Source organism: Citrobacter sp. Igbk 14 (assembly GCF_028069825.1).
GTDB lineage: Bacteria > Pseudomonadota > Gammaproteobacteria > Enterobacterales > Enterobacteriaceae > Citrobacter.
The window spans coordinates 38420-57376 of sequence record NZ_JANEWM010000027.1; the positions used below are offsets into that span (position 1 = coordinate 38420).

At 51.3% G+C, this 18957-nt stretch carries 15 protein-coding genes; 6 read left to right on the forward strand and 9 right to left on the reverse strand.

Annotation, left to right across the window (positions count from 1 at the left end; genetic code table 11):
• The first annotated feature begins 2 nt into the window (after nt 1–2).
• From nagE to chiQ, 4 genes are all read left to right on the forward strand, one after another.
• Complete coding sequence (gene nagE / locus NNN64_RS12525) at nt 3–1952, forward strand: PTS N-acetyl glucosamine transporter subunit IIABC (RefSeq protein ID WP_271441582.1); 1950 nt, start codon at nt 3–5, stop codon at nt 1950–1952.
• Between the two features lie 212 nt (nt 1953–2164).
• Nucleotides 2165–3832, forward strand: a complete 1668-nt coding sequence (gene glnS, locus NNN64_RS12530) for a glutamine--tRNA ligase (RefSeq protein WP_137384492.1) — start codon at nt 2165–2167, stop codon at nt 3830–3832.
• Between the two features lie 562 nt (nt 3833–4394).
• Nucleotides 4395–5801, forward strand: coding sequence for a chitoporin ChiP (gene chiP / locus NNN64_RS12535; RefSeq protein ID WP_137384491.1), 1407 nt, complete (start codon nt 4395–4397; stop codon nt 5799–5801).
• Between the two features lie 49 nt (nt 5802–5850).
• Entirely contained in the window at nt 5851–6183 is a 333-nt protein-coding gene (chiQ, locus tag NNN64_RS12540; protein ID WP_005121405.1) for a ChiQ/YbfN family lipoprotein, read from the forward strand.
• A gap of 51 nt (nt 6184–6234) precedes the next feature.
• Here the strand turns inward: chiQ and tcuB are convergent, their stop codons facing one another.
• The 8 genes from tcuB to ybfF all read right to left on the reverse strand — a co-directional run bounded on the left by tcuB (nt 6235) and on the right by ybfF (nt 12503).
• The gene (gene tcuB, locus NNN64_RS12545; protein ID WP_271441583.1) at nt 6235–7347 is read right to left on the reverse strand and encodes a tricarballylate utilization 4Fe-4S protein TcuB; all 1113 of its coding nucleotides are present in this window, start codon (nt 7345–7347) and stop codon (nt 6235–6237) included.
• Nucleotides 7334–8737, reverse strand: a complete 1404-nt coding sequence (gene tcuA / locus NNN64_RS12550) for an FAD-dependent tricarballylate dehydrogenase TcuA (RefSeq protein WP_271441584.1) — start codon at nt 8735–8737, stop codon at nt 7334–7336. Before tcuA ends, tcuB begins: the two co-directional genes overlap by 14 nt.
• Before the next feature lie 97 nt (nt 8738–8834).
• Nucleotides 8835–9761, reverse strand: a complete 927-nt coding sequence (gene tcuR, locus NNN64_RS12555) for a tricarballylate utilization LysR family transcriptional regulator TcuR (protein WP_271441585.1) — start codon at nt 9759–9761, stop codon at nt 8835–8837.
• Between the two features lie 130 nt (nt 9762–9891).
• Nucleotides 9892–10338 (reverse strand): ferric iron uptake transcriptional regulator, encoded by a 447-nt coding sequence (fur, locus tag NNN64_RS12560; protein ID WP_271441586.1) that lies wholly within the window; start codon nt 10336–10338, stop codon nt 9892–9894.
• Nucleotides 10331–10417, reverse strand: a complete 87-nt coding sequence (locus tag NNN64_RS12565; protein WP_100247215.1) for a ryhB-regulated fur leader peptide — start codon at nt 10415–10417, stop codon at nt 10331–10333. Before NNN64_RS12565 ends, fur begins: the two co-directional genes overlap by 8 nt.
• Before the next feature lie 210 nt (nt 10418–10627).
• Nucleotides 10628–11158 (reverse strand): flavodoxin FldA, encoded by a 531-nt coding sequence (gene fldA, locus NNN64_RS12570; protein WP_005121401.1) that lies wholly within the window; start codon nt 11156–11158, stop codon nt 10628–10630.
• Nucleotides 11159–11313: 155 nt separating this feature from the next.
• Nucleotides 11314–11601, reverse strand: coding sequence for a LexA regulated protein (gene ybfE / locus NNN64_RS12575; RefSeq protein WP_042310165.1), 288 nt, complete (start codon nt 11599–11601; stop codon nt 11314–11316).
• Nucleotides 11602–11729: 128 nt separating this feature from the next.
• Nucleotides 11730–12503, reverse strand: a complete 774-nt coding sequence (gene ybfF, locus NNN64_RS12580) for an esterase (RefSeq protein ID WP_271441587.1) — start codon at nt 12501–12503, stop codon at nt 11730–11732.
• Between the two features lie 196 nt (nt 12504–12699).
• On the opposite strand from ybfF, the gene seqA reads away from it, so the two are divergent.
• Entirely contained in the window at nt 12700–13242 is a 543-nt protein-coding gene (gene seqA, locus NNN64_RS12585) for a replication initiation negative regulator SeqA (RefSeq protein ID WP_271441588.1), read from the forward strand.
• 24 nt (nt 13243–13266) lie between these two features.
• A complete protein-coding gene (pgm, locus tag NNN64_RS12590; protein WP_271441589.1) occupies nt 13267–14907 on the forward strand; it encodes a phosphoglucomutase (alpha-D-glucose-1,6-bisphosphate-dependent) in 1641 nt (546 codons plus the stop codon).
• 70 nt (nt 14908–14977) lie between these two features.
• Here pgm and NNN64_RS12595 read toward each other — a convergent pair whose 3' ends face one another.
• The gene (locus NNN64_RS12595; protein ID WP_271441590.1) at nt 14978–18697 is read right to left on the reverse strand and encodes an Ig-like domain-containing protein; all 3720 of its coding nucleotides are present in this window, start codon (nt 18695–18697) and stop codon (nt 14978–14980) included.
• Nucleotides 18698–18957 lie beyond the last annotated feature (260 nt).

Here is an 18957-nt window from a genome sequence, read left to right on the forward strand (position 1 = left end):
AAATGAATATTTTAGGTTTTTTCCAGCGGCTGGGTAGGGCGTTACAGCTCCCCATCGCGGTGCTGCCAGTCGCGGCACTGTTGCTGCGATTCGGCCAACCAGATTTACTGAACGTACCCTTCATCGCGCAAGCGGGTGGGGCTATCTTTGATAACCTCGCGTTAATTTTTGCTATCGGTGTGGCTTCCAGCTGGTCTAAAGACAGCGCGGGTGCGGCAGCGCTGGCAGGTGCGGTTGGTTATTTCATATTGACCAAAGCAATGGTTACCATTAACCCAGCGATCAACATGGGCGTTCTGGCAGGTATCATCACCGGTCTGGTCGGCGGCGCTGTGTATAACCGTTGGTCTGGCATCAAACTGCCTGATTTCCTGAGTTTCTTCGGTGGCAAACGTTTTGTACCTATCGCCACGGGCTTCTTCTGCTTGGTGCTGGCTGCTATCTTCGGCTACGTGTGGCCGCCGGTGCAGAACGCCATCCATGCGGGTGGTGAGTGGATCGTGGGCGCTGGCGCGCTGGGTTCCGGTATTTTTGGCTTCATCAACCGTCTGCTGATCCCAACCGGTCTGCATCAGGTTCTGAACACCATCGCCTGGTTCCAGATTGGTGAATTCACTAACGCTGCAGGCACAGTATTCCATGGTGATATCAACCGCTTCTACGCGGGTGACGGCACTGCGGGTATGTTCATGTCTGGCTTCTTCCCGATCATGATGTTTGGTCTGCCGGGTGCGGCACTGGCGATGTACTTCGCCGCGCCGAAAGCACGTCGTCCTATGGTCGGCGGTATGCTGCTGTCCGTTGCTATCACCGCATTCCTGACCGGTGTTACCGAGCCGCTGGAATTCCTGTTTATGTTCCTGGCTCCGTTGCTGTACCTCTTGCACGCTGTTCTGACAGGTATCAGCCTGTTCGTTGCGACGCTGTTGGGGATTCACGCCGGCTTCTCCTTCTCCGCAGGTGCTATTGACTACGTGTTGATGTACAACCTGCCGGCTGCAAGTAAGAACGTCTGGATGCTGGTCGTCATGGGTCTGGTGTTCTTCGTTATTTACTTCGTCCTGTTCAGCGCGGTTATTCGTATGTTTAACCTGAAAACGCCGGGTCGTGAAGATAAAGAAGACGAGATTGTTACTGACGAAGCGAACAGCAATACCGAAGAAGGTTTAGCTCAACTGGCAACCAACTACATTGCGGCGGTTGGCGGTACGGATAACCTGAAAGCGATTGATGCCTGTATCACCCGCCTGCGTCTGACCGTTGGCGATTCTGCCCGCGTAAATGATGCGATGTGCAAACGTTTAGGCGCATCGGGTGTGGTTAAGCTGAACAAACAAACTATTCAGGTCATCGTGGGTGCGAAAGCTGAATCTATCGGCGACGAAATGAAGAAAGTTGTGGCACGTGGCCCGGTTGCGGCAGCGTCTACTGACAGTACTCCGGCAGCGGCTGCCCCGGTTGCAAAACCGCAGGCGGTAGCGAATGCAGCCACCATTGAAGCGCTGGTTTCTCCGATTACCGGTGATGTGGTTGCACTGGAGCAAGTGCCTGATGAAGCCTTCGCCAGCAAAGCAGTAGGTGACGGCGTGGCGGTAAAACCAACGGATAAAATCGTGGTTTCTCCAGCAGCGGGTACCATTGTGAAAATCTTCAACACCAACCATGCGTTCTGTCTGGAAACAGAAAAAGGTGCGGAAATCGTGGTCCATATGGGTATCGATACCGTGGCGTTGGAAGGTAAAGGCTTTAAACGTCTGGTTGAAGAAGGTGCGGTTGTTGCAGCAGGTCAACCGATTCTGGAAATGGATCTGGAATACCTGAACGCGAACGCACGTTCCATGATTAGTCCGGTTGTTTGCAGCAATAGCGATGATTTCGGTGGTCTGGTTGTTAAAGCCGAAGGTCATGTGGTTGCCGGTCAAACACCACTGTATGAGATTAAAGGTAAGTAATTGCTCGTAGGCTGGATAAGGCGTAAGCGCCGCCATCCGGCACGATGAGATGATTAACAGCGGCGGGGGATAATCCTCCGCCGCTTTTTTTTGCAGCAATTGCCCGCATAATAGCTGTCTGATACGTATTTTGCGTAACTAAAGGTTGTCAGTCAGTCCTGCTTATAAGATCATACGCCGTTATACGTTGTTTACGCTTTGAGGAATCCACGATGAGTGAGGCTGAAGCCCGCCCGAGTAACTTTATTCGTCAGATCATCGATGAAGATCTGGCCAGTGGTAAGCACACCACTATCCATACCCGTTTTCCGCCGGAGCCAAATGGCTATCTGCACATTGGCCACGCGAAATCCATTTGTCTGAACTTTGGTATTGCGCAAGATTACCAGGGCCAGTGCAACCTGCGTTTTGATGATACGAACCCGGTTAAAGAAGATATCGAGTACGTTGAATCGATTAAAAACGACGTTGAATGGTTAGGTTTCCACTGGACTGGCGATATTCGCTACTCTTCGGATTACTTCGATCAGCTACATGCTTACGCGGTAGAGCTTATTAACAAAGGTCTGGCGTATGTCGACGAACTGTCCGCCGACGAAATCCGTGAATACCGTGGCACGCTGACTCAGCCTGGTAAAAACAGCCCGTTCCGCGATCGCAGCGTTGAAGAAAACCTCGCGCTGTTTGAAAAAATGCGTACCGGTGGTTTTGAAGAAGGTAAAGCCTGCCTGCGTGCGAAAATCGATATGGCTTCGCCGTTTATCGTGATGCGTGACCCGGTGCTGTACCGCATTAAGTTTGCTGAACACCATCAGACTGGCAACAAGTGGTGCATCTATCCGATGTACGACTTCACCCATTGCATCAGCGATGCGCTGGAAGGCATCACACATTCACTGTGTACGCTGGAATTCCAGGATAACCGTCGTCTGTACGACTGGGTGCTGGATAACATCACCATTCCGGTTCACCCGCGCCAGTACGAGTTCTCGCGCCTGAATCTGGAATACACCGTGATGTCCAAGCGTAAGCTGAACCTGCTGGTGACTGATAAGCACGTTGAAGGCTGGGACGATCCGCGCATGCCGACTATCTCGGGTCTGCGCCGTCGTGGTTACACGGCTGCTGCAATTCGTGAATTCTGCAAACGCATCGGTGTGACCAAACAGGATAACACCATTGAAATCGCTTCTCTGGAATCCTGCATCCGTGAAGATCTGAACGAAAACGCACCGCGCGCAATGGCGGTTATCGATCCGGTGAAACTGGTTATCGAAAACTACCCACAGGGCGAAAGCGAGTTGGTCACTATGCCTAACCATCCGAGCAAGCCGGAAATGGGCAGCCGTGAAGTACCGTTCAGCGGTGAAATCTGGATCGACAGGGCCGATTTCCGCGAAGAAGCCAACAAACAGTATAAGCGTCTGGTGATGGGTAAAGAAGTCCGTCTGCGTAATGCTTACGTGATCAAGGCCGAGCGCGTAGAGAAAGATGCGGAAGGGAATATCACGACTATTTTCTGCACCTACGATGCTGACACGCTGAGCAAAGATCCGGCCGATGGCCGTAAAGTAAAAGGCGTTATTCATTGGGTAAGTGCGGCTCATGCGCTGCCGATTGAAATCCGTCTGTACGATCGTCTGTTCAGTGTACCTAACCCGGGTGCTGCGGAAGATTTCCTGTCCGTTATTAACCCAGAGTCGCTGGTGATTAAACAGGGCTATGGTGAGCCTTCGCTACAGGCCGCGGTTGCTGGTAAAGCGTTCCAGTTCGAGCGTGAAGGGTACTTCTGCCTCGACAGCCGCTATGCAACAGCTGACAAACTGGTGTTTAACCGCACCGTGGGTCTGCGCGATACATGGGCTAAAGTAGGCGAATAAACCGTCGTTACGCATCCTTTCAAACGCCGCACTCTGCGGCGTTTTTTTTCGCCTGAAAATGGTTAGCAGACTCTATTTGCGCAGCGAAATAATTGTTATTCAGGAATGATTTTTGTCGTTTATATTTTTCTAACAAAAACCTTGGGTTATCAGCCACTCTGGACTGAAACCGATTTCATCTTCATGGAAAACAAGCGGTTTTTTCATTTTTTTAACGCTTTTTTATCTCCCGATGAAAATGTAACAGAAAGCAATGAAATATGTGCAGTTGCTCATACTATTACATACTCGTTACAGAAAGAGATTGATAATTCGCGTCGCGAAAAATAGTCTATTCATTGTAGTCAATGAGGTTTTCTCAGCGCTACTTTTTTAATTTTTGCTTTTTCGCTGACCGCTTTTATCGGCAGCATTTAATACCCAATGGATTTCGAGTTGCATCAAGGCGGCGACGCAGCGAATTCCCGGGAGCGTACATCAGTACGTGACTGGGATGAGCGAGGAAAGCCAACGCAGATGCAGCTTGAAAGACGAAGGGTTATACGTCAAAGAGGATTAACATATGCGTACGTTTAGTGGCAAACGTAGTACGCTGGCGCTGGCTATCGCCGGTATCACAGCAATGTCGGGTTTTGTTGTCGCTCCTCAGGTTCACGCCGAAGGTTTTATTGATGACTCTACCTTAACGGGTGGCATTTATTACTGGCAGCGTGAGCGCGACCGTAAAGACGTTACCGATCATGACAAATACAAGACTAACCTTTCTCACTCCACCTGGAACGCAAACCTCGACTTCCAGTCCGGTTATGCGGCTGATATGTTTGGTATTGATGTCGCAGCATTTACCGCTATTGAAATGAACGAAAGTAGCGAAAGTGGCCATCCAAACGAAATCGCATTCTCTTCAAAAAATAAAGGCTATGACGAAGATTACTCCGGCGATAAGAGCGGGATTAGCCTGTATAAAGCGGCAGCTAAATTTAAGTTTGGCCCGACCTGGGCGCGCGCTGGTTATATTCAGCCAACCGGGCAAACTCTGCTGGCACCACACTGGAGCTTTATGCCTGGCACCTATCAGGGGGCTGAAGCCGGTGCCAACTTCGATTATGGTGATGCGGGTGCGCTGAGCTTCTCCTATATGTGGGCCAACGAGTATAAAGCACCGTGGCACACCGAAGTCGATAAATTCTATCAGGCCGATAAAAAGACCAAAGTTGATTACCTCCATTCAATCGGCGCAAAGTATGACTTCAAAAATAACCTGTTGCTGGAAGCGGCATTCGGTCAGTCTGAAGGCTACGTCGATCAGTATTTCGCCAAAGCCAGCTACAAATTTGATTTAGGCGGTAATCCGTTTACCACCAGCTACCAGTTCTACGGTGCCCGCGATAAGGTAGATGACCGCACTGTTAACGACATTTATGATGGCACGGCCTGGCTGCAGGCACTGACCTTCGGCTACAAAGTGGCAGAAGTCGTTGATCTGCGACTGGAAGGGACTTGGGTTAAAGCTGACGGGCAGCAGGGCTACTTCCTGCAGCGTATGACCCCGACCTATGCGTCTTCAAACGGTCGTCTGGACGTTTGGTGGGATAACCGCTCTGACTTCAACGCCAACGGTGAAAAGGCCGTGTTCTTCGGTGCGATGTATGACCTGAAGAACTGGAACCTGCCTGGCTGGGCTGTGGGTGCATCATACGTTTACGCGTGGGATGCTAAACCGGCAACCTGGCAGCTCAACCCGGATGCGTACTACGACAAAAATCGTACTATCGAAGAGTCGTCTTACAGCCTGGATGCGGTCTATACCCTGCAGGACGGCCGTGCGAAGGGCACTATGTTTAAACTGCACTTCACCCAGTACGACAACCATTCAGATATTCCAAGCTGGGGCGGTGGTTACGGTAACATCTTCCAGGATGAGCGTGACGTGAAATTCATCGTTATTGCTCCGTTCACCATCTTCTAATGCCGACAGCGGCAGGCCGCAAGCCTGCCGTTTTGTTGAGGAGTGTGTTATGAAAAAGCTGATACTCATCGCCGTCATGGCATCAGGGCTGGTTGCCTGCGCGCAATCACCCGCGCCGAAAGAAGATAGCCGTCTTAAGGAAGCCTACAGCGCTTGTATCAATACCGCACAGGGCTCGCCGGAGAAAATCGAGGCCTGCCAAAGTGTGTTGAATGTGCTGAAGAAAGAAAAACAGCACCAGCAGTTTGCGAATGAAGAAAGCGTGCGCGTTCTGGATTACCAGCAGTGTATCCAGGCAACGCGTACGGGTAACGATCAATCCGTTAAGGCCGATTGCGATAAGGTCTGGCAGGAAATTCGCAGTAATAATACGGCGAAATAAAACGTGGTATGAACAAGAACGGGCGGAGAGATATCTTCGCCCGTTTGCATTTTAGCGTTGTTTTTCAATTGCCCACTTGAGTAATGCCGCACAACGGTAGAATCCGTGGGCAAATTTTCCGTATGGGATGGTCAGAAATAGCGCCATGACGACACCAAGATGAATAGCAAGCAAAATAGCCATCCATGAGGTATCTCTGCCTGCCAACAGCGCTAAGCCTGTCAGACTCGTCAGTAGCAGCAACAGGATAAAACCGCGGTCCATCGGCTTTTGCCTTGCGTCGCCCTGTAGCGGTGAGCGTTTAAAGTTCAGCCATAGCAAGCCTGCAGGTCCGATCACCAGACCAATACCGCCCAATGTGCCAAGGATTACCGGGATGCTGAAAAACGGGTAGGGGGCTTCGATACCAGCGAAATAGTGGTAGCCTGTCGCCACGACGGTGGCGGCAAAACAGAGCATAAAACCGTAGAAAGTGAAGTGATGAAACCGGCGGCGCATCAGGGTGAAAGCATCATCCGCTTCGTTACACCCTTTACCGTGCCCTCCATCGAGATATTTCAGCGTCAGTGCATTGTGTGAGGCTTCAACAATGTCAGCAGAACGCGGCATCCCCGGAGAAATCTCCCGCCAGAAGCGGAAAACGCCAGCCATGAGCAGACCCATCGCCAGAATAAAGACTGAACCAAACATCCATGCCAGCAGGTTATGCGGGAAAATTTGATAAAAATCTCCAGCCAGCGGAGGATGGAACAGGGAGCCTTTTAACCCCATGGCAAGAAGTAAAAACAGGATCAGGCCGAAAACCAGCGACAGCGTTACGGTCATGCCTGCCCGGCGATAAAGCGCGCCAAAAGTGGCGGGTTGCGTATAGTGTTGATAGGTTTCCAGCCTTACTTCTGCCATTGCTTTCGGCACATTGATGGCAAATTCATGGGGCGGTGCGTATTGACACGCGTGCAGGCAGGCGCCGCAGTTATGGCACAAATTGGCCAGATAGTTGATATCCGCTTTTCCGAATTCCAGACGCTGAGTCATCGCCGGGAAAACGGCGCAAAAACCCTCGCAATAGCGGCAGGCATTGCAAACTTGCATGACTCGTTCAACTTCTGCTTCTGGCTCGGTAAGCATTTTCGCTTCGATAATTAATCTCTCAAGCTGTTTCATGATGAGCCTCCTCACGTGCTGCCAGAGCGGCTTCTTTTCCGGCAATACGACCAAAGGTGGTCCCTATCGACATGCCCACACCTGCGGTGTAGCCTTTTCCCAGCACGTTGCCCGCCATCATCTCCCCGGCGACGAACAGATTGCGACTTGGAAGCCCTGCAAAATGCACCGCGGCGTGTTCATTCACCTTTAACCCCAGGTAGGTGAAGGTGATCCCCGGACGTAAGGCATAGCCATAGTAAGGTGGCGTATCCAGTGGTCGCGCCCAATGTGTTTTTGCCGGTGTCAGATTTTGTGTTGCACAGTTATCCAGTGTGGTGTGGTCAAAGTGCCCTGGCCGGCAGGCGCTGTTGTACTGCATGACAGTATGGGTAAAGCGCTCAGTATCCAGTCCCAACTGACGTGCCAGCTCTGCTAACGTATTGGCCTGTGCACCAGGAAAAACCGGGGGCATGAAGTGACCGATCGCTTTACTGTCGATAATGGAGTAACCAATTTGTCCGGGCTGGTGGGCAACCAGACGTCCCCAGATTGCATAACGTTTTGGCCAGAAATCCTCGCCTTCATCATAAAATCGTTCTGCATCACGGTTCACTACGATGCCCAGAGAGACACAGTCCACCCGGGTGCAAATTCCGCCGTCATATAAGGGAGCCCGGGCATCAATCGCCACGCAGTGTGATTGCGAGGGCTCGCCGATAATGTCCGCGCCGGCATCGATCATAAATTTGAGTAGTACGCCCTGATTAAAGCGCGTGCCGCGAATGAGGAAGTTATCCGCTGGCCATTCACCGCGGGCATTTTCACCCCATGCTTCTCGCAGCCATTCGCGGTTAGATTCAAACCCGCCAGCAGCAAGTACACAGGTCTTTGCCGGAATGCGTTCTGCACCTGCCAGTGCTGCCACGAACTTGCCATTATGCAGTTCAAGTGCCTGGACTGGTGTGTTATAGCGGATTTGCACCCCCAGTTTTTCTGCGCTGCGATAATAGGCGTTTACGAGTGCTTTTCCTCCGCCCATAAAGAAGGCATTCGTTCGCGCGACATGCAAAGCGCCAGAAAGTGGCGGTTGAAAGTTAACGCCGTGCTGGCGCATCCAGTCGCGGCATTGGGAAGAGGTACGGATCACCAGCCGAGCCAGTGCTTCGTTGGTATTACCTTCCGTTACACGCCAGAGGTCCTGCCAGAATTCCTCTTCGGGATAGCTCTCCACCAGTACATCCTGTGGCGCATCATGCATACAGCGTAAATTACGCGTGTGTTGGGAGTTCCCTCCGCGCCATTCACGCGGGGCCGCCTCAAGCAGCAATACCGAAGCGCCTTGCTCCCTGGCGGTTAAAGCGGCACATAGTGCTGCATTGCCGCCGCCAATCACCAGAACATCAACCATCGCAGACTCCATTACCACTTAACCAATTGTTAAGTTTGTAATTAAAATGTATACGAGTAAGTTGTGGGGACGCTATGACGTAATGCTAAACAGCCCTTTAATTATTGTAAAGGGTAGCACCTGGCCAGCGTCCAGATTCCACCAGTTGATGCATCACTTTGGTGAGTACCACACGGGCAGCGAGGCCTGCTGGGGTGAGTTCATCGTCAGAAAGGCTGACCAAAAAGTTGGGGCGGCTAAGTATGGGATTATGGATGCCGACCACTCTTAATGTCTCTTTATCAAGATGGGAAATTGCCGCGCCAGGCTGAAGTGTTGCACCAATTCCGCTGCGAACGGCGTGCATCAGTAGCGTCAGGCCGTCAATTTCTGTGGCGATCTCAATGTTCAGCGCATGCTCCTGGCTGATAGCATCCAGTCTGCCGCGCAGACCATGTCCTGGGCTTGGCATTATCAATGGAATATTAACCAGTTCGGCAGGGGCGATAGTGTCATCCGCAATACCTGCCAGCAAGTTATGAGTACCAATCAAAAATAACTGTTCCTCAAGAATTGCTCTGGCGCTCCAGCGCAGGATTTTTTCCTTCTGAAAGACCACGGCCAAATCAATTTGACGGGTATTAATCATTCGTTCCAGATTGCCAGAGAGACTTTCCACTACATGCAGGCGGACATCGGCATAGCTTTCCCGCATAGCGTTGATGAAAGGCATCCCGAGAACGGAAGCGGTGCTGGGTGCCATGCCGACGCTGACGTGCCCGGAAAGTCTGGCCTCCCGTGCCGCAAGGATGGCATCGTCTGCGTGGCGTAATGCCAGTTGTGCCTGAGAGTAAAAGGCCAGTCCAGCGCTGGTGGGCGTCACGCCACGAGAAGTCCGTTGCAGCAGACGTATGGCGAGTTCGTTTTCCAGGCGGGTCATTTGCTGACTGAGCGCCGAAACACCGATATTGAGGTCGAGCGCTGCGCTACCCATGCTGCCGGTTTCTACAATGCGCACAAAATAGCGTAACTGGCGAAGTTCCATTTCGACTCTCCGATGAAGGCAAGGTGAGTTTTAAAGTAAAGCAACATTGAGTTGGAAGGAAGGGGAGAAAGGTCAGATTGCGTCTATAAAAAAAGCCAACCGTAAGGTTGGCTTTTCAGAAAGCATCACATTATTTGGCGTCGTGCGCATGATCATCTTCGCGGCAATCGCCTTCAGCGCAGTGACCGTAAAGATAGAGGCTATGGTTAGTTAAACGAATACCATGTTTAGCCGCAATCTCACGTTGACGCGCTTCGATGGAGTCATCGCTGAATTCGACCACTTTGCCGCAGTCAAGGCAAATCAGGTGATCGTGATGATGTTGCTGGGTCAGTTCGAAGACGGATTTACCACCTTCAAAATTATGGCGGGTCACGATACCGGCATCATCAAATTGGTTCAGCACGCGATACACGGTCGCCAGACCAATTTCTTCACCCATGTCGATCAGGCGTTTGTATAAGTCTTCCGCACTGACGTGATGGTTATCCGGTTCCTGAAGAACTTCCAGAATCTTTAAACGAGGAAGCGTTACTTTCAGGCCAGCCTTCTTTAATGCGGTATTGTTGTCAGTCATGCGGAATCTGTCCTGTAGCTAAACGGTTCACTTCATTAACAGAAGTGACAGAAATTGCACTTGAGATAATGCGTATCATTATAGAACTGCCATGCCTAAATGAAAACTGCAAGTCTCTGGCAAATATTGTTAATCAAAACGTGGTATCACCAACAAACACACTGTGCAATACCCGATTGGCATCCAGCCATTGTACAGGGTCAGGCGAAAAAGTTACAAATTTGTAGCAATTATTTTGATTGGTTTTATCTATTGATGCGGCGCAGATGAATATCTACGCCGCACGAAATCAGGCATTGATGATTTCGTCGAGGTGCAGCTCTTCAGCGATCTGCTTAACCCATTTTTCTACGCGCTCAGCGGTCAGTTCCGGCTGGCGATCTTCATCGATAGCCAGACCCACAAAGTGGTCGTCATCTGCCAGGCCTTTGGACGCTTCAAAATGGTAGCCCGCCGTTGGCCAGTGGCCGACGATGGTAGCGCCGCGTGGCTCGATTATGTCGCGGATGGTGCCTAATGCATCACAGAAATATTCTGCGTAATCTTCCTGGTCGCCACAGCCGAACAATGCCACCAGTTTACCGTTAAAATCAATGTCTTCCAGAGTAGGGAAGAAGTCATCCCAGTCGCACTGCGCTTCACCGTAGTACCAGGTTGGGATGCCGAGCAGCAGAATGTCATACCCTTCCAGGTCTTCTTTGCTGCTTTTTGCAATGTCATGTACATCGGCAACGTCTTTACCAAGCTGTTTTTGAATCATTTTTGCGATATTTTCGGTATTACCGGTGTCGCTGCCGAAAAAGATGCCAGTGATTGCCATGAGTAAAATAACCTCTTGAAACTTATTGAAATGGTGGTGGCGCATTGCCCACGGATAAGGGCAATCATAGCAGAACAGTCAGGCATGCGGAAACAGCAAACACGCGGGACTGCACTCTGTGCTACACGATTTATGATTTAGAGCAGAAATTCAGACTATGCCTGACCGCGCAATGCGGTGAGTTGGGTCATCAGCATCTCTTCGATGAGTTCACTGCGACTCATGTTGCGCGCTTCCGCCAACTCATTTAGAGCGTCAACGGCATCCGCGTTCAATTTCAGTTCGACACGCTTGAGTCCACGAACTTTGTCGCGTTTAAGCTGATTACGTTTATTAATACGTAACTGTTCATCACGCGAAAGCGGATTGGTTTTGGGTCGTCCCGGGCGACGCTCCTGCGCGAACAGATCTAATGTCGTACGGTCCGTTTGTTCTTTGGCCATGATCTTGGTGACTTCGGGGAAACAATCAGCCAGGCGTCTGCCCGGATGGATAGCGCGCCATAATACATCAGCAGGGGAGGCGCGCCAACGCCCACGCACGTAATCGCGCGCGGACGCTGAGTTTTTAATCAGTTAACCTTCTCACTCATGTAACGACGGATAGCGCGCAGCACCGCATCGGGTTTTTCCGCATGTACCCAATGGCCTGCGCCGGCAATAACGTGGGCGCGGGCCTGCGGAAACTGGGCCAGTAATTGCTCGCGATACGCTTGTGTCACATAAGGTGAATTACCGCCGGGGATAAACAACGCCGGATGTTCCCAGGCGGGTATGGTTTCCCATCCTACGATATGGGGATACTGATCCCACAACACCGGAACGTTAAAGCGCCACTCGCCGTCAACAAAGGATTTCAGCAGAAACTGGATCACGCCTTCTTCTTGCACATGCTGACGCATGACGCTCGCGGCCTGCTGGCGAGAGGAAGCCTGGGCATCTGTTACCGCGTTAATGGCGGCAAAAATCTCATCGTGGCGGCGTACGTGATAGTCAACCGGTGCAATATCGATGGCGACCAGTTGATCGATGCGTTCCGGTGCCAGTGCGGTCAGTGCCATGACGGCTTTGCCCCCCATGGAGTGCCCAATAAAGGTCGCTTTTTCGATGTGTTGCTCATCGAGGGTATCCAACAGATCCTGCGCCATTGCAGGATAATTCATCTCCGGTGAGCGGGGAGAGAGGCCATGATTTCGCATATCGACCTGGATGATATCGTGATCGGCTACCAGGGAGCGCGCCAGTATGCCCAGATTATCCAGACTGCCAAACAGACCGTGAACCAGGACGATGGGAGAATTATTGTGCGGGTTTTGCGCAGATTGCGCTCGGATATTCAATTTCATGGCAAAGTTCTTTTTTTCACACTCACGGGTTAGGGTATCATGTTGACCATTCTGCCACATGGCTGCAACAACTACGGTTACTCCGAGTTTTGCTGGTCACCAGGCTCGACGCTATCCGCTGTTAGGATTTGCCTTTACACTACAGCGTGTAAAGTCCTGACAACTTGTATTCAGCCAAACATTGCACTGGATTAAGATGAAAACGATTGAAGTTGATGATGAACTCTATAGCTATATTGCCAGCCACACCAAGCATATTGGCGAGAGCGCATCCGACATTTTACGGCGTATGTTGAAGTTTTCCGCCGCATCACAGCCTGTCACTCCGGTAGTAAAAGAAGTCCGCGCCGTGCAACCTGTCGTGGAAGCCAAGCCGGTCAACCCCGCGAAAGACAAAGTGCGCGCCATGCGTGAACTGCTGCTTTCCGATGAATATGCGGAACAGAAAAAAGCAGTGAATCGCTTTATGCTGGTGCTGTCTACACTTTACTCACTGGATCAACACGCGTTTGCACAAGCAACAGAATCGTTGCATGGCCGCACGCGCGTTTATTTCGCAGCGGATGAACAGACGTTGCTGAAAAATGGTAATCAAACCAAACCGAAACACGTGCCAGGCACGCCATATTGGGTGATCACCAACACGAATACCGGCCGTAAATGCAGCATGGTTGAACACATCATGCAGTCAATGCAATTCCCCGCGGAGTTGATTGAAAAGGTTTGCGGAACAATTTAATCCTTGCATTAGAAGGACCAGGCAATGGCAATCCACAACCGTGCAGGTCAACCTGCACAACAGAGTGATTTGATTAATGTCGCCCAGTTAACGGCGCAATACTATGTACTAAAACCGACGGCAGGGAATGCGGAGCACGCGGTGAAGTTCGGTACATCCGGGCATCGCGGTAGTGCGGGTCGTCATAGTTTTAATGAGCCGCATATTCTGGCTATCGCTCAGGCGATTGCCGAAGAACGTGCGAAAAACGGGATTACTGGCCCGTGCTATGTGGGCAAGGATACCCACGCGTTGTCTGAACCGGCATTTATCTCTGTACTGGAAGTGCTGGCGGCGAACGGTGTTGATGTCATCGTGCAGGAAAACAACGGCTTTACGCCAACACCTGCCGTGTCTAATGCTATCCTGGTCCACAATAAAAAAGGCGGTCCGCTGGCTGACGGTATTGTGATCACGCCGTCCCATAACCCACCAGAAGACGGCGGCATTAAATACAATCCGCCAAACGGTGGCCCGGCAGATACCAACGTCACCAAAGTCGTAGAGGACAGGGCTAATGCACTGTTGGCTGATGGTCTGAAAGGCGTGAAGCGTATCCCGCTGGATGCCGCACTGGCGTCCGGTCATGTTAAAGAGCAAGACCTGGTTCAACCCTTCGTGGAAGGGCTGGCAGATATCGTCGATATGGCGGCAATCCAGAAAGCGGGTCTGACGCTGGGCGTTGATCCACTGGGTGGTTCCGGTATCGAATACTGGAAACGTATCGCTCAGCACTACAACCTGAATCTGACTCTCGTTAACGATCAGGTCGACCAGACTTTCCGCTTTATGCATCTTGATAAAGACGGTGCCATTCGTATGGACTGCTCCTCCGAGTGCGCGATGGCTGGTCTGCTGGCGCTGCGTGACAAGTTCGATTTGGCGTTTGCCAATGACCCGGACTATGACCGTCACGGTATCGTAACGCCGGCTGGACTGATGAATCCGAACCACTATCTGGCGGTCGCGATCAACTACCTGTTCCAGCATCGCCCACGATGGGGCAAAGATGTCGCTGTGGGTAAAACACTGGTGTCCTCCGCGATGATCGATCGTGTGGTGAACGACCTGGGACGTAAACTGGTCGAAGTGCCGGTGGGTTTCAAATGGTTTGTTGACGGTCTGTTCGACGGTAGCTTTGGTTTCGGCGGCGAAGAAAGTGCGGGGGCATCTTTCCTGCGTTTCGACGGTACACCGTGGTCGACTGACAAAGATGGCATCATTATGTGTCTGCTGGCAGCGGAAATTACGGCTGTGACAGGCAAGAACCCGCAAGAGCATTACAACGAACTGGCGGCGCGCTTTGGTGCACCGAGCTATAACCGAATTCAGGCTGGAGCCACCTCCGCGCAGAAAGCGGCGTTGTCTAAGCTCTCTCCGGAAATGGTAAGCGCCAGCACGCTGGCGGGCGACCCGATCACCGCACGTCTGACCGCGGCACCTGGCAATGGTGCTTCCATTGGCGGTCTGAAAGTGATGACTGACAACGGCTGGTTTGCCGCGCGTCCGTCAGGCACGGAAGACGCTTACAAGATCTACTGCGAAAGCTTCCTCGGTGAAGAACACCGCAAACAGATCGAAAAAGAAGCCGTTGAGATCGTCAGCGAAGTGTTGAAAAACGCGTAAAAATACTTTTTTAGTGGCCGAGTCTGACAGAGGCGATTACACAATCGCCTCTGTTTTTTTAGTCAATCTATTACACACTGCGAGAGCAGGCGATATCCATGGCGTGATCGCCTGCATTATCGTAAACGTTCCCGTTGGACCAGAACATATAGGTTCTTGAGTTACGTCCCTGTTCTTGTGCCCAGCCAGCGTTTTCGTTGCTGACCCGTGTCCATGTAGGGTAGTTGAGCAGCGATCCCCACTCGCCGTATAACGTGCCTGGCGTTCCATTATGCCCACTCCCGCCGAGAGGGGAATTGCTCATTTCCGTATAGCTGGGGACGTTCATCCCCATCGCTGAGCAAACGCCATCAGGTTCAGACTGATCGGCCGTCTGTTTCCCGGCGGATACAAACCAGCGATTGACGGTAAAGGTATAGGTCAGAGGATCGCCGGTTGCGCCATTTTTGGGCGTCGCGCTGACGGTAACCGTTTTAGTCGCGGTGCCAGGCGCGCCGGAAAACGTGACGGTACCGCTGCTGTCGACGCTCGCCCAGGACTGGTTCGTGCTCCAGCTATAGTTGGCTGCATTTCGGGCATCATAATTGATTAATATCTGAAAGTTCGCGCCAGGAAAACCGGTGGTTGGGACTCCTGCGCTGGGATCAAAACTAAAGCCGTTAATCATGACCTGGCTTATCGCGTTCTTATTAAAGCTAACGCTGCGAGACTGGCCGCTATCGGCGGTATTCGCCTTCGACCTGGCGTTAACGGTAACCGAACCTGCTGTTGCTGAGCTGAGTGTGACGGTTGCCTGGCCGCTGGTGTTGGTGGTGGCTTCAGTTGCACTGAGCGTGCCGACACCGTTTGTAATACTGAAGATGACATCTGAGTCTGGCACTCGGGCGCTGGCGCTCTGACCATTGGCGGTGAGTGTGGCAGTGAAGGCGATCGTTGCCTGTCCATTCGCATCTTGTGTGGTTACGTCAGAGGTTAATGCTCCAACCGCGATAGTAATGAATGAGGCGTTTGCTCTTCGCGTCTGACCGTTGTCCAGTATTGCCGTAATGGTGGCATTCCCGCCAACGGTATCCGTCATTGTGACCGAGGCTTTCCCTTCTTCATCCGTCGCGCCGGATGGTGTTAATACTACGCTGCTACGGCTACTCTGCCAGGTAATATTCTCTCCGGCGATCTTATTACCATAGGCATCGTTCACCATCACAGTGGCAATGTCTGTGCTTTTACCATCTGCAAAGCTGCCGTTTGGATGGACGATAAAACTGGCAATTTTTGCCGTTGCGCTGTTGGCAACGAACTGGCTCTGCACCGTTTTTGTGGCGCTGTTATCCAGTGTCGCGCTGATTGTTACCATTTGGGCTTTGGTATCAGTAAATGTGCCCGATGCCCTGCCATTGGCATCAGTCGTCGTATTTATTTGCGTGAACCTGGCGTTGCCGCTTTGCCTTGCCCACCGGACATGTTGATCGGGCATTGGGGTTCCGTTTTCGTCGACTACGGTCACCGTTGCCAGATTTTGAGTGACGCCATCAGCCGGGCTGTTGTCGTGCTCAACCACCAGAGACTGGATAGTCGCTGTTTGCTGGCCCTTGACAAAACTGGAGGTCACACTCAAGTGGTTTCCGTTCTCCAGTTGAGCCGTCACGGTGACGTTTTCGGCGATGGTGTCGGTAAAATGAATAGTTGTTTTACCCGACGCATCGGTGACGGGGGACGGGGTAAAATGAACGGTTGATTTATCGGCATGCCAGTTAACCTGTATGCCACTGAGGGCGTTGCCGTGGTCGTCTGTGACATACACTTGCGCAGCATTTTCCATTGAGCCATTTGCAAGGCTGCCATCTTGGGTGAGTTGCAAATCCTGCAATTGGGCAGATTTCGCGTCAGCTGCAAACTGTGCCGTTGCTGTTTTTGTTTCACCATTATCAAGGCTAGCTGTCAGTGTGTCCGACTCCGCAATGGTATCGGTAAAGACTACCCGTAATTGGCCGTTTTTATCCGTTTGCGCAGACGATGATACCGAGGTAGCTTTCAGCGGTCTGAGCATGACCGTGTCGTTATTGACGCTAATATTGACACGTGTATCGCTGATGGGATTGTGGTTGGCGTCCGTTACAGTGAGCAGCGCGGCATCAGGTGTGATACCGTTGGCTGGACTGTTGTTCTTGACGATAGCAAAGGTGGAAATTACCGCACTTGCCGCATTGGCGACAAACGTACCTTGTTGTTCTGCGCTAAGGTTTCCTGCGTTAGCTTTGATGGTTGCCGTACCGGCCTGCGTTGCGGTTAGTTGTATTAGCGCCTGACCGTTGGCATCCGTTTGCGTATCGGCTTGTTTTACCACGGCTGGAGCGGTGACCGACCAGCTAATCTTGCTGTTAGCTATGGGACGATTATTGGCGTCCGTGATGGTTGCGACAGCGATGTCTGCTGAGCTGCCGTCAGCTACGCTTCCATCTTTAGTCATTTTCAGCGCCAGATTGCTGATGCTAACGGCGCTGAAATGACTCTCTTGCGCCACGGTAGATGCGCCGCTTTGGGCTGTGACGTTGACTGTTTCCACTGCCGTATTGGTCAGGTTGACGCTGGCGATCCCCTGTGCGTCAGTGACGGTGACGGTATTCTCCAATTTTGCTTGACCGCTGGTTGACCATACCACAGGCGCATTAATGACCGGTGTATTGTTCCGATTGGTTGCCAGCACTCGCAGAGTATTCGGCGTTAGTCCGTCGGCAGGCGAGTTATCGGTAATGGTTTGTAGCGTGAGATTGGCCACGCCCTGTGTAGCTTTCTTTTTATATTGCATAATTATCTGGTTATTTCGTTCAACCAGGTCATAGCGGCTCCCGGCCAGGGTACGCAATGCGTCCACATTTTCGGGATCCAGTTGGTAGCGCCAGTCGTGACCTAAATCATAACGAACATTCATCTGGAACTGCGTGTCGTTCTCAGCGTCCTGCCCCTGGCGAAAATGGGTCTCCAAAGATATAAGTGGGATAGGGGTGTAGCTCATGCCTAAGGTGATGGCTGAGGGGGAATGTTGTAGATGGTCGGTGTCGAAGAGTGCAACGTTATTGCCATAGTATTTTTCGTAGATAACTTTTGCGCCCATCTGCGGCCAGGCAGGGAGATAACCTTCAGCCTGAATATCGAAACCGTCTGCCGGTTTTTCATCATAGTCATCAAGATCGCGAGAATCATGCCACTGGCTAGTACCGACATAGGTGTTGGCCGATAATTTCAGGTAATTAGTCCACGCCTCAGCTCCAAATCCAATGCGCCGGTTTTTTCCGCTAACGTCGTCATCAAAAAAAATATTGCCACCAAACATCCAGTTATCGACATAGAACGTTCGTACACCAGAGCCGATATTGCTCGTGATGCGTCCGTCAGGTGCTCTCAACCCGAACTGCGTAAACCATACGGCTTTGCGATTATCGTAAAGTGGGGCGAGCAGATCGAATGCGCTTTGGTCCCAGTGTCCGTTGCTATCGACATTAAGAGCGACTTTGGCTGTGCCAAATTGGCTCAGCCACTGTTCTATATTGGCAGATGCTGCCCCGGTAGCCATACTTTGCGCATGGTTTTTAAGTCCGCTGGCGCCACTTGTCGATAATGAACTCGCGAGCGAACTTACCATCTGCTCATTCGGTAAATCATCGTTATTTTGCGGTGAAGCGGCGTTGGCGGAAAAGGCAGTAACTAATGGTAAAAGGGCCAGGGTGATGATTTGACTCCAGACAATAGCTTTCGTCTTAAAGGTAAAAAGTCCTTTAGAGGGGGATGTCATCAGATTATATCCGTATTTAAATAAGTGTTATGCCGTATAAGTGATTTCGTTATTCCAGAACGGTTGATTTATTTATCTGGTGGTCCTTTTAATAAAAGTAATGGTGGGAATATATATTCCGAAATCGTCGTACTCTAAGCTATAAGTGTCATAAATTTTCAGGTTTTTTTATTGATGAAATATGCTAATGGAAATGTTTTAGCGCTGCTAATGACTATTTTTAGCTATAATTTATATGTTCTCAATGATTGGTTTATAAT

Bases quoted from the DNA above. Each gene is read 5' to 3' on its own strand.
- nagE (WP_271441582.1), top strand. From the start codon at position 3: ATGAATATTTTAGGTTTTTTCCAGCGGCTGGGTAGGGCGTTACAGCTC.
- glnS (WP_137384492.1), top strand. From the start codon at position 2,165: ATGAGTGAGGCTGAAGCCCGCCCGAGTAACTTTATTCGTCAGATCATC.
- chiP (WP_137384491.1), top strand. From the start codon at position 4,395: ATGCGTACGTTTAGTGGCAAACGTAGTACGCTGGCGCTGGCTATCGCC.
- chiQ (WP_005121405.1), top strand. From the start codon at position 5,851: ATGAAAAAGCTGATACTCATCGCCGTCATGGCATCAGGGCTGGTTGCC.
- tcuB (WP_271441583.1), bottom strand. From the start codon at position 7,347: ATGAAACAGCTTGAGAGATTAATTATCGAAGCGAAAATGCTTACCGAG.
- tcuA (WP_271441584.1), bottom strand. From the start codon at position 8,737: ATGGTTGATGTTCTGGTGATTGGCGGCGGCAATGCAGCACTATGTGCC.
- tcuR (WP_271441585.1), bottom strand. From the start codon at position 9,761: ATGGAACTTCGCCAGTTACGCTATTTTGTGCGCATTGTAGAAACCGGC.
- fur (WP_271441586.1), bottom strand. From the start codon at position 10,338: ATGACTGACAACAATACCGCATTAAAGAAGGCTGGCCTGAAAGTAACG.
- NNN64_RS12565 (WP_100247215.1), bottom strand. From the start codon at position 10,417: ATGATACGCATTATCTCAAGTGCAATTTCTGTCACTTCTGTTAATGAA.
- fldA (WP_005121401.1), bottom strand. From the start codon at position 11,158: ATGGCAATCACTGGCATCTTTTTCGGCAGCGACACCGGTAATACCGAA.
- ybfE (WP_042310165.1), bottom strand. From the start codon at position 11,601: ATGGCCAAAGAACAAACGGACCGTACGACATTAGATCTGTTCGCGCAG.
- ybfF (WP_271441587.1), bottom strand. From the start codon at position 12,503: ATGAAATTGAATATCCGAGCGCAATCTGCGCAAAACCCGCACAATAAT.
- seqA (WP_271441588.1), top strand. From the start codon at position 12,700: ATGAAAACGATTGAAGTTGATGATGAACTCTATAGCTATATTGCCAGC.
- pgm (WP_271441589.1), top strand. From the start codon at position 13,267: ATGGCAATCCACAACCGTGCAGGTCAACCTGCACAACAGAGTGATTTG.
- NNN64_RS12595 (WP_271441590.1), bottom strand. From the start codon at position 18,697: ATGACATCCCCCTCTAAAGGACTTTTTACCTTTAAGACGAAAGCTATT.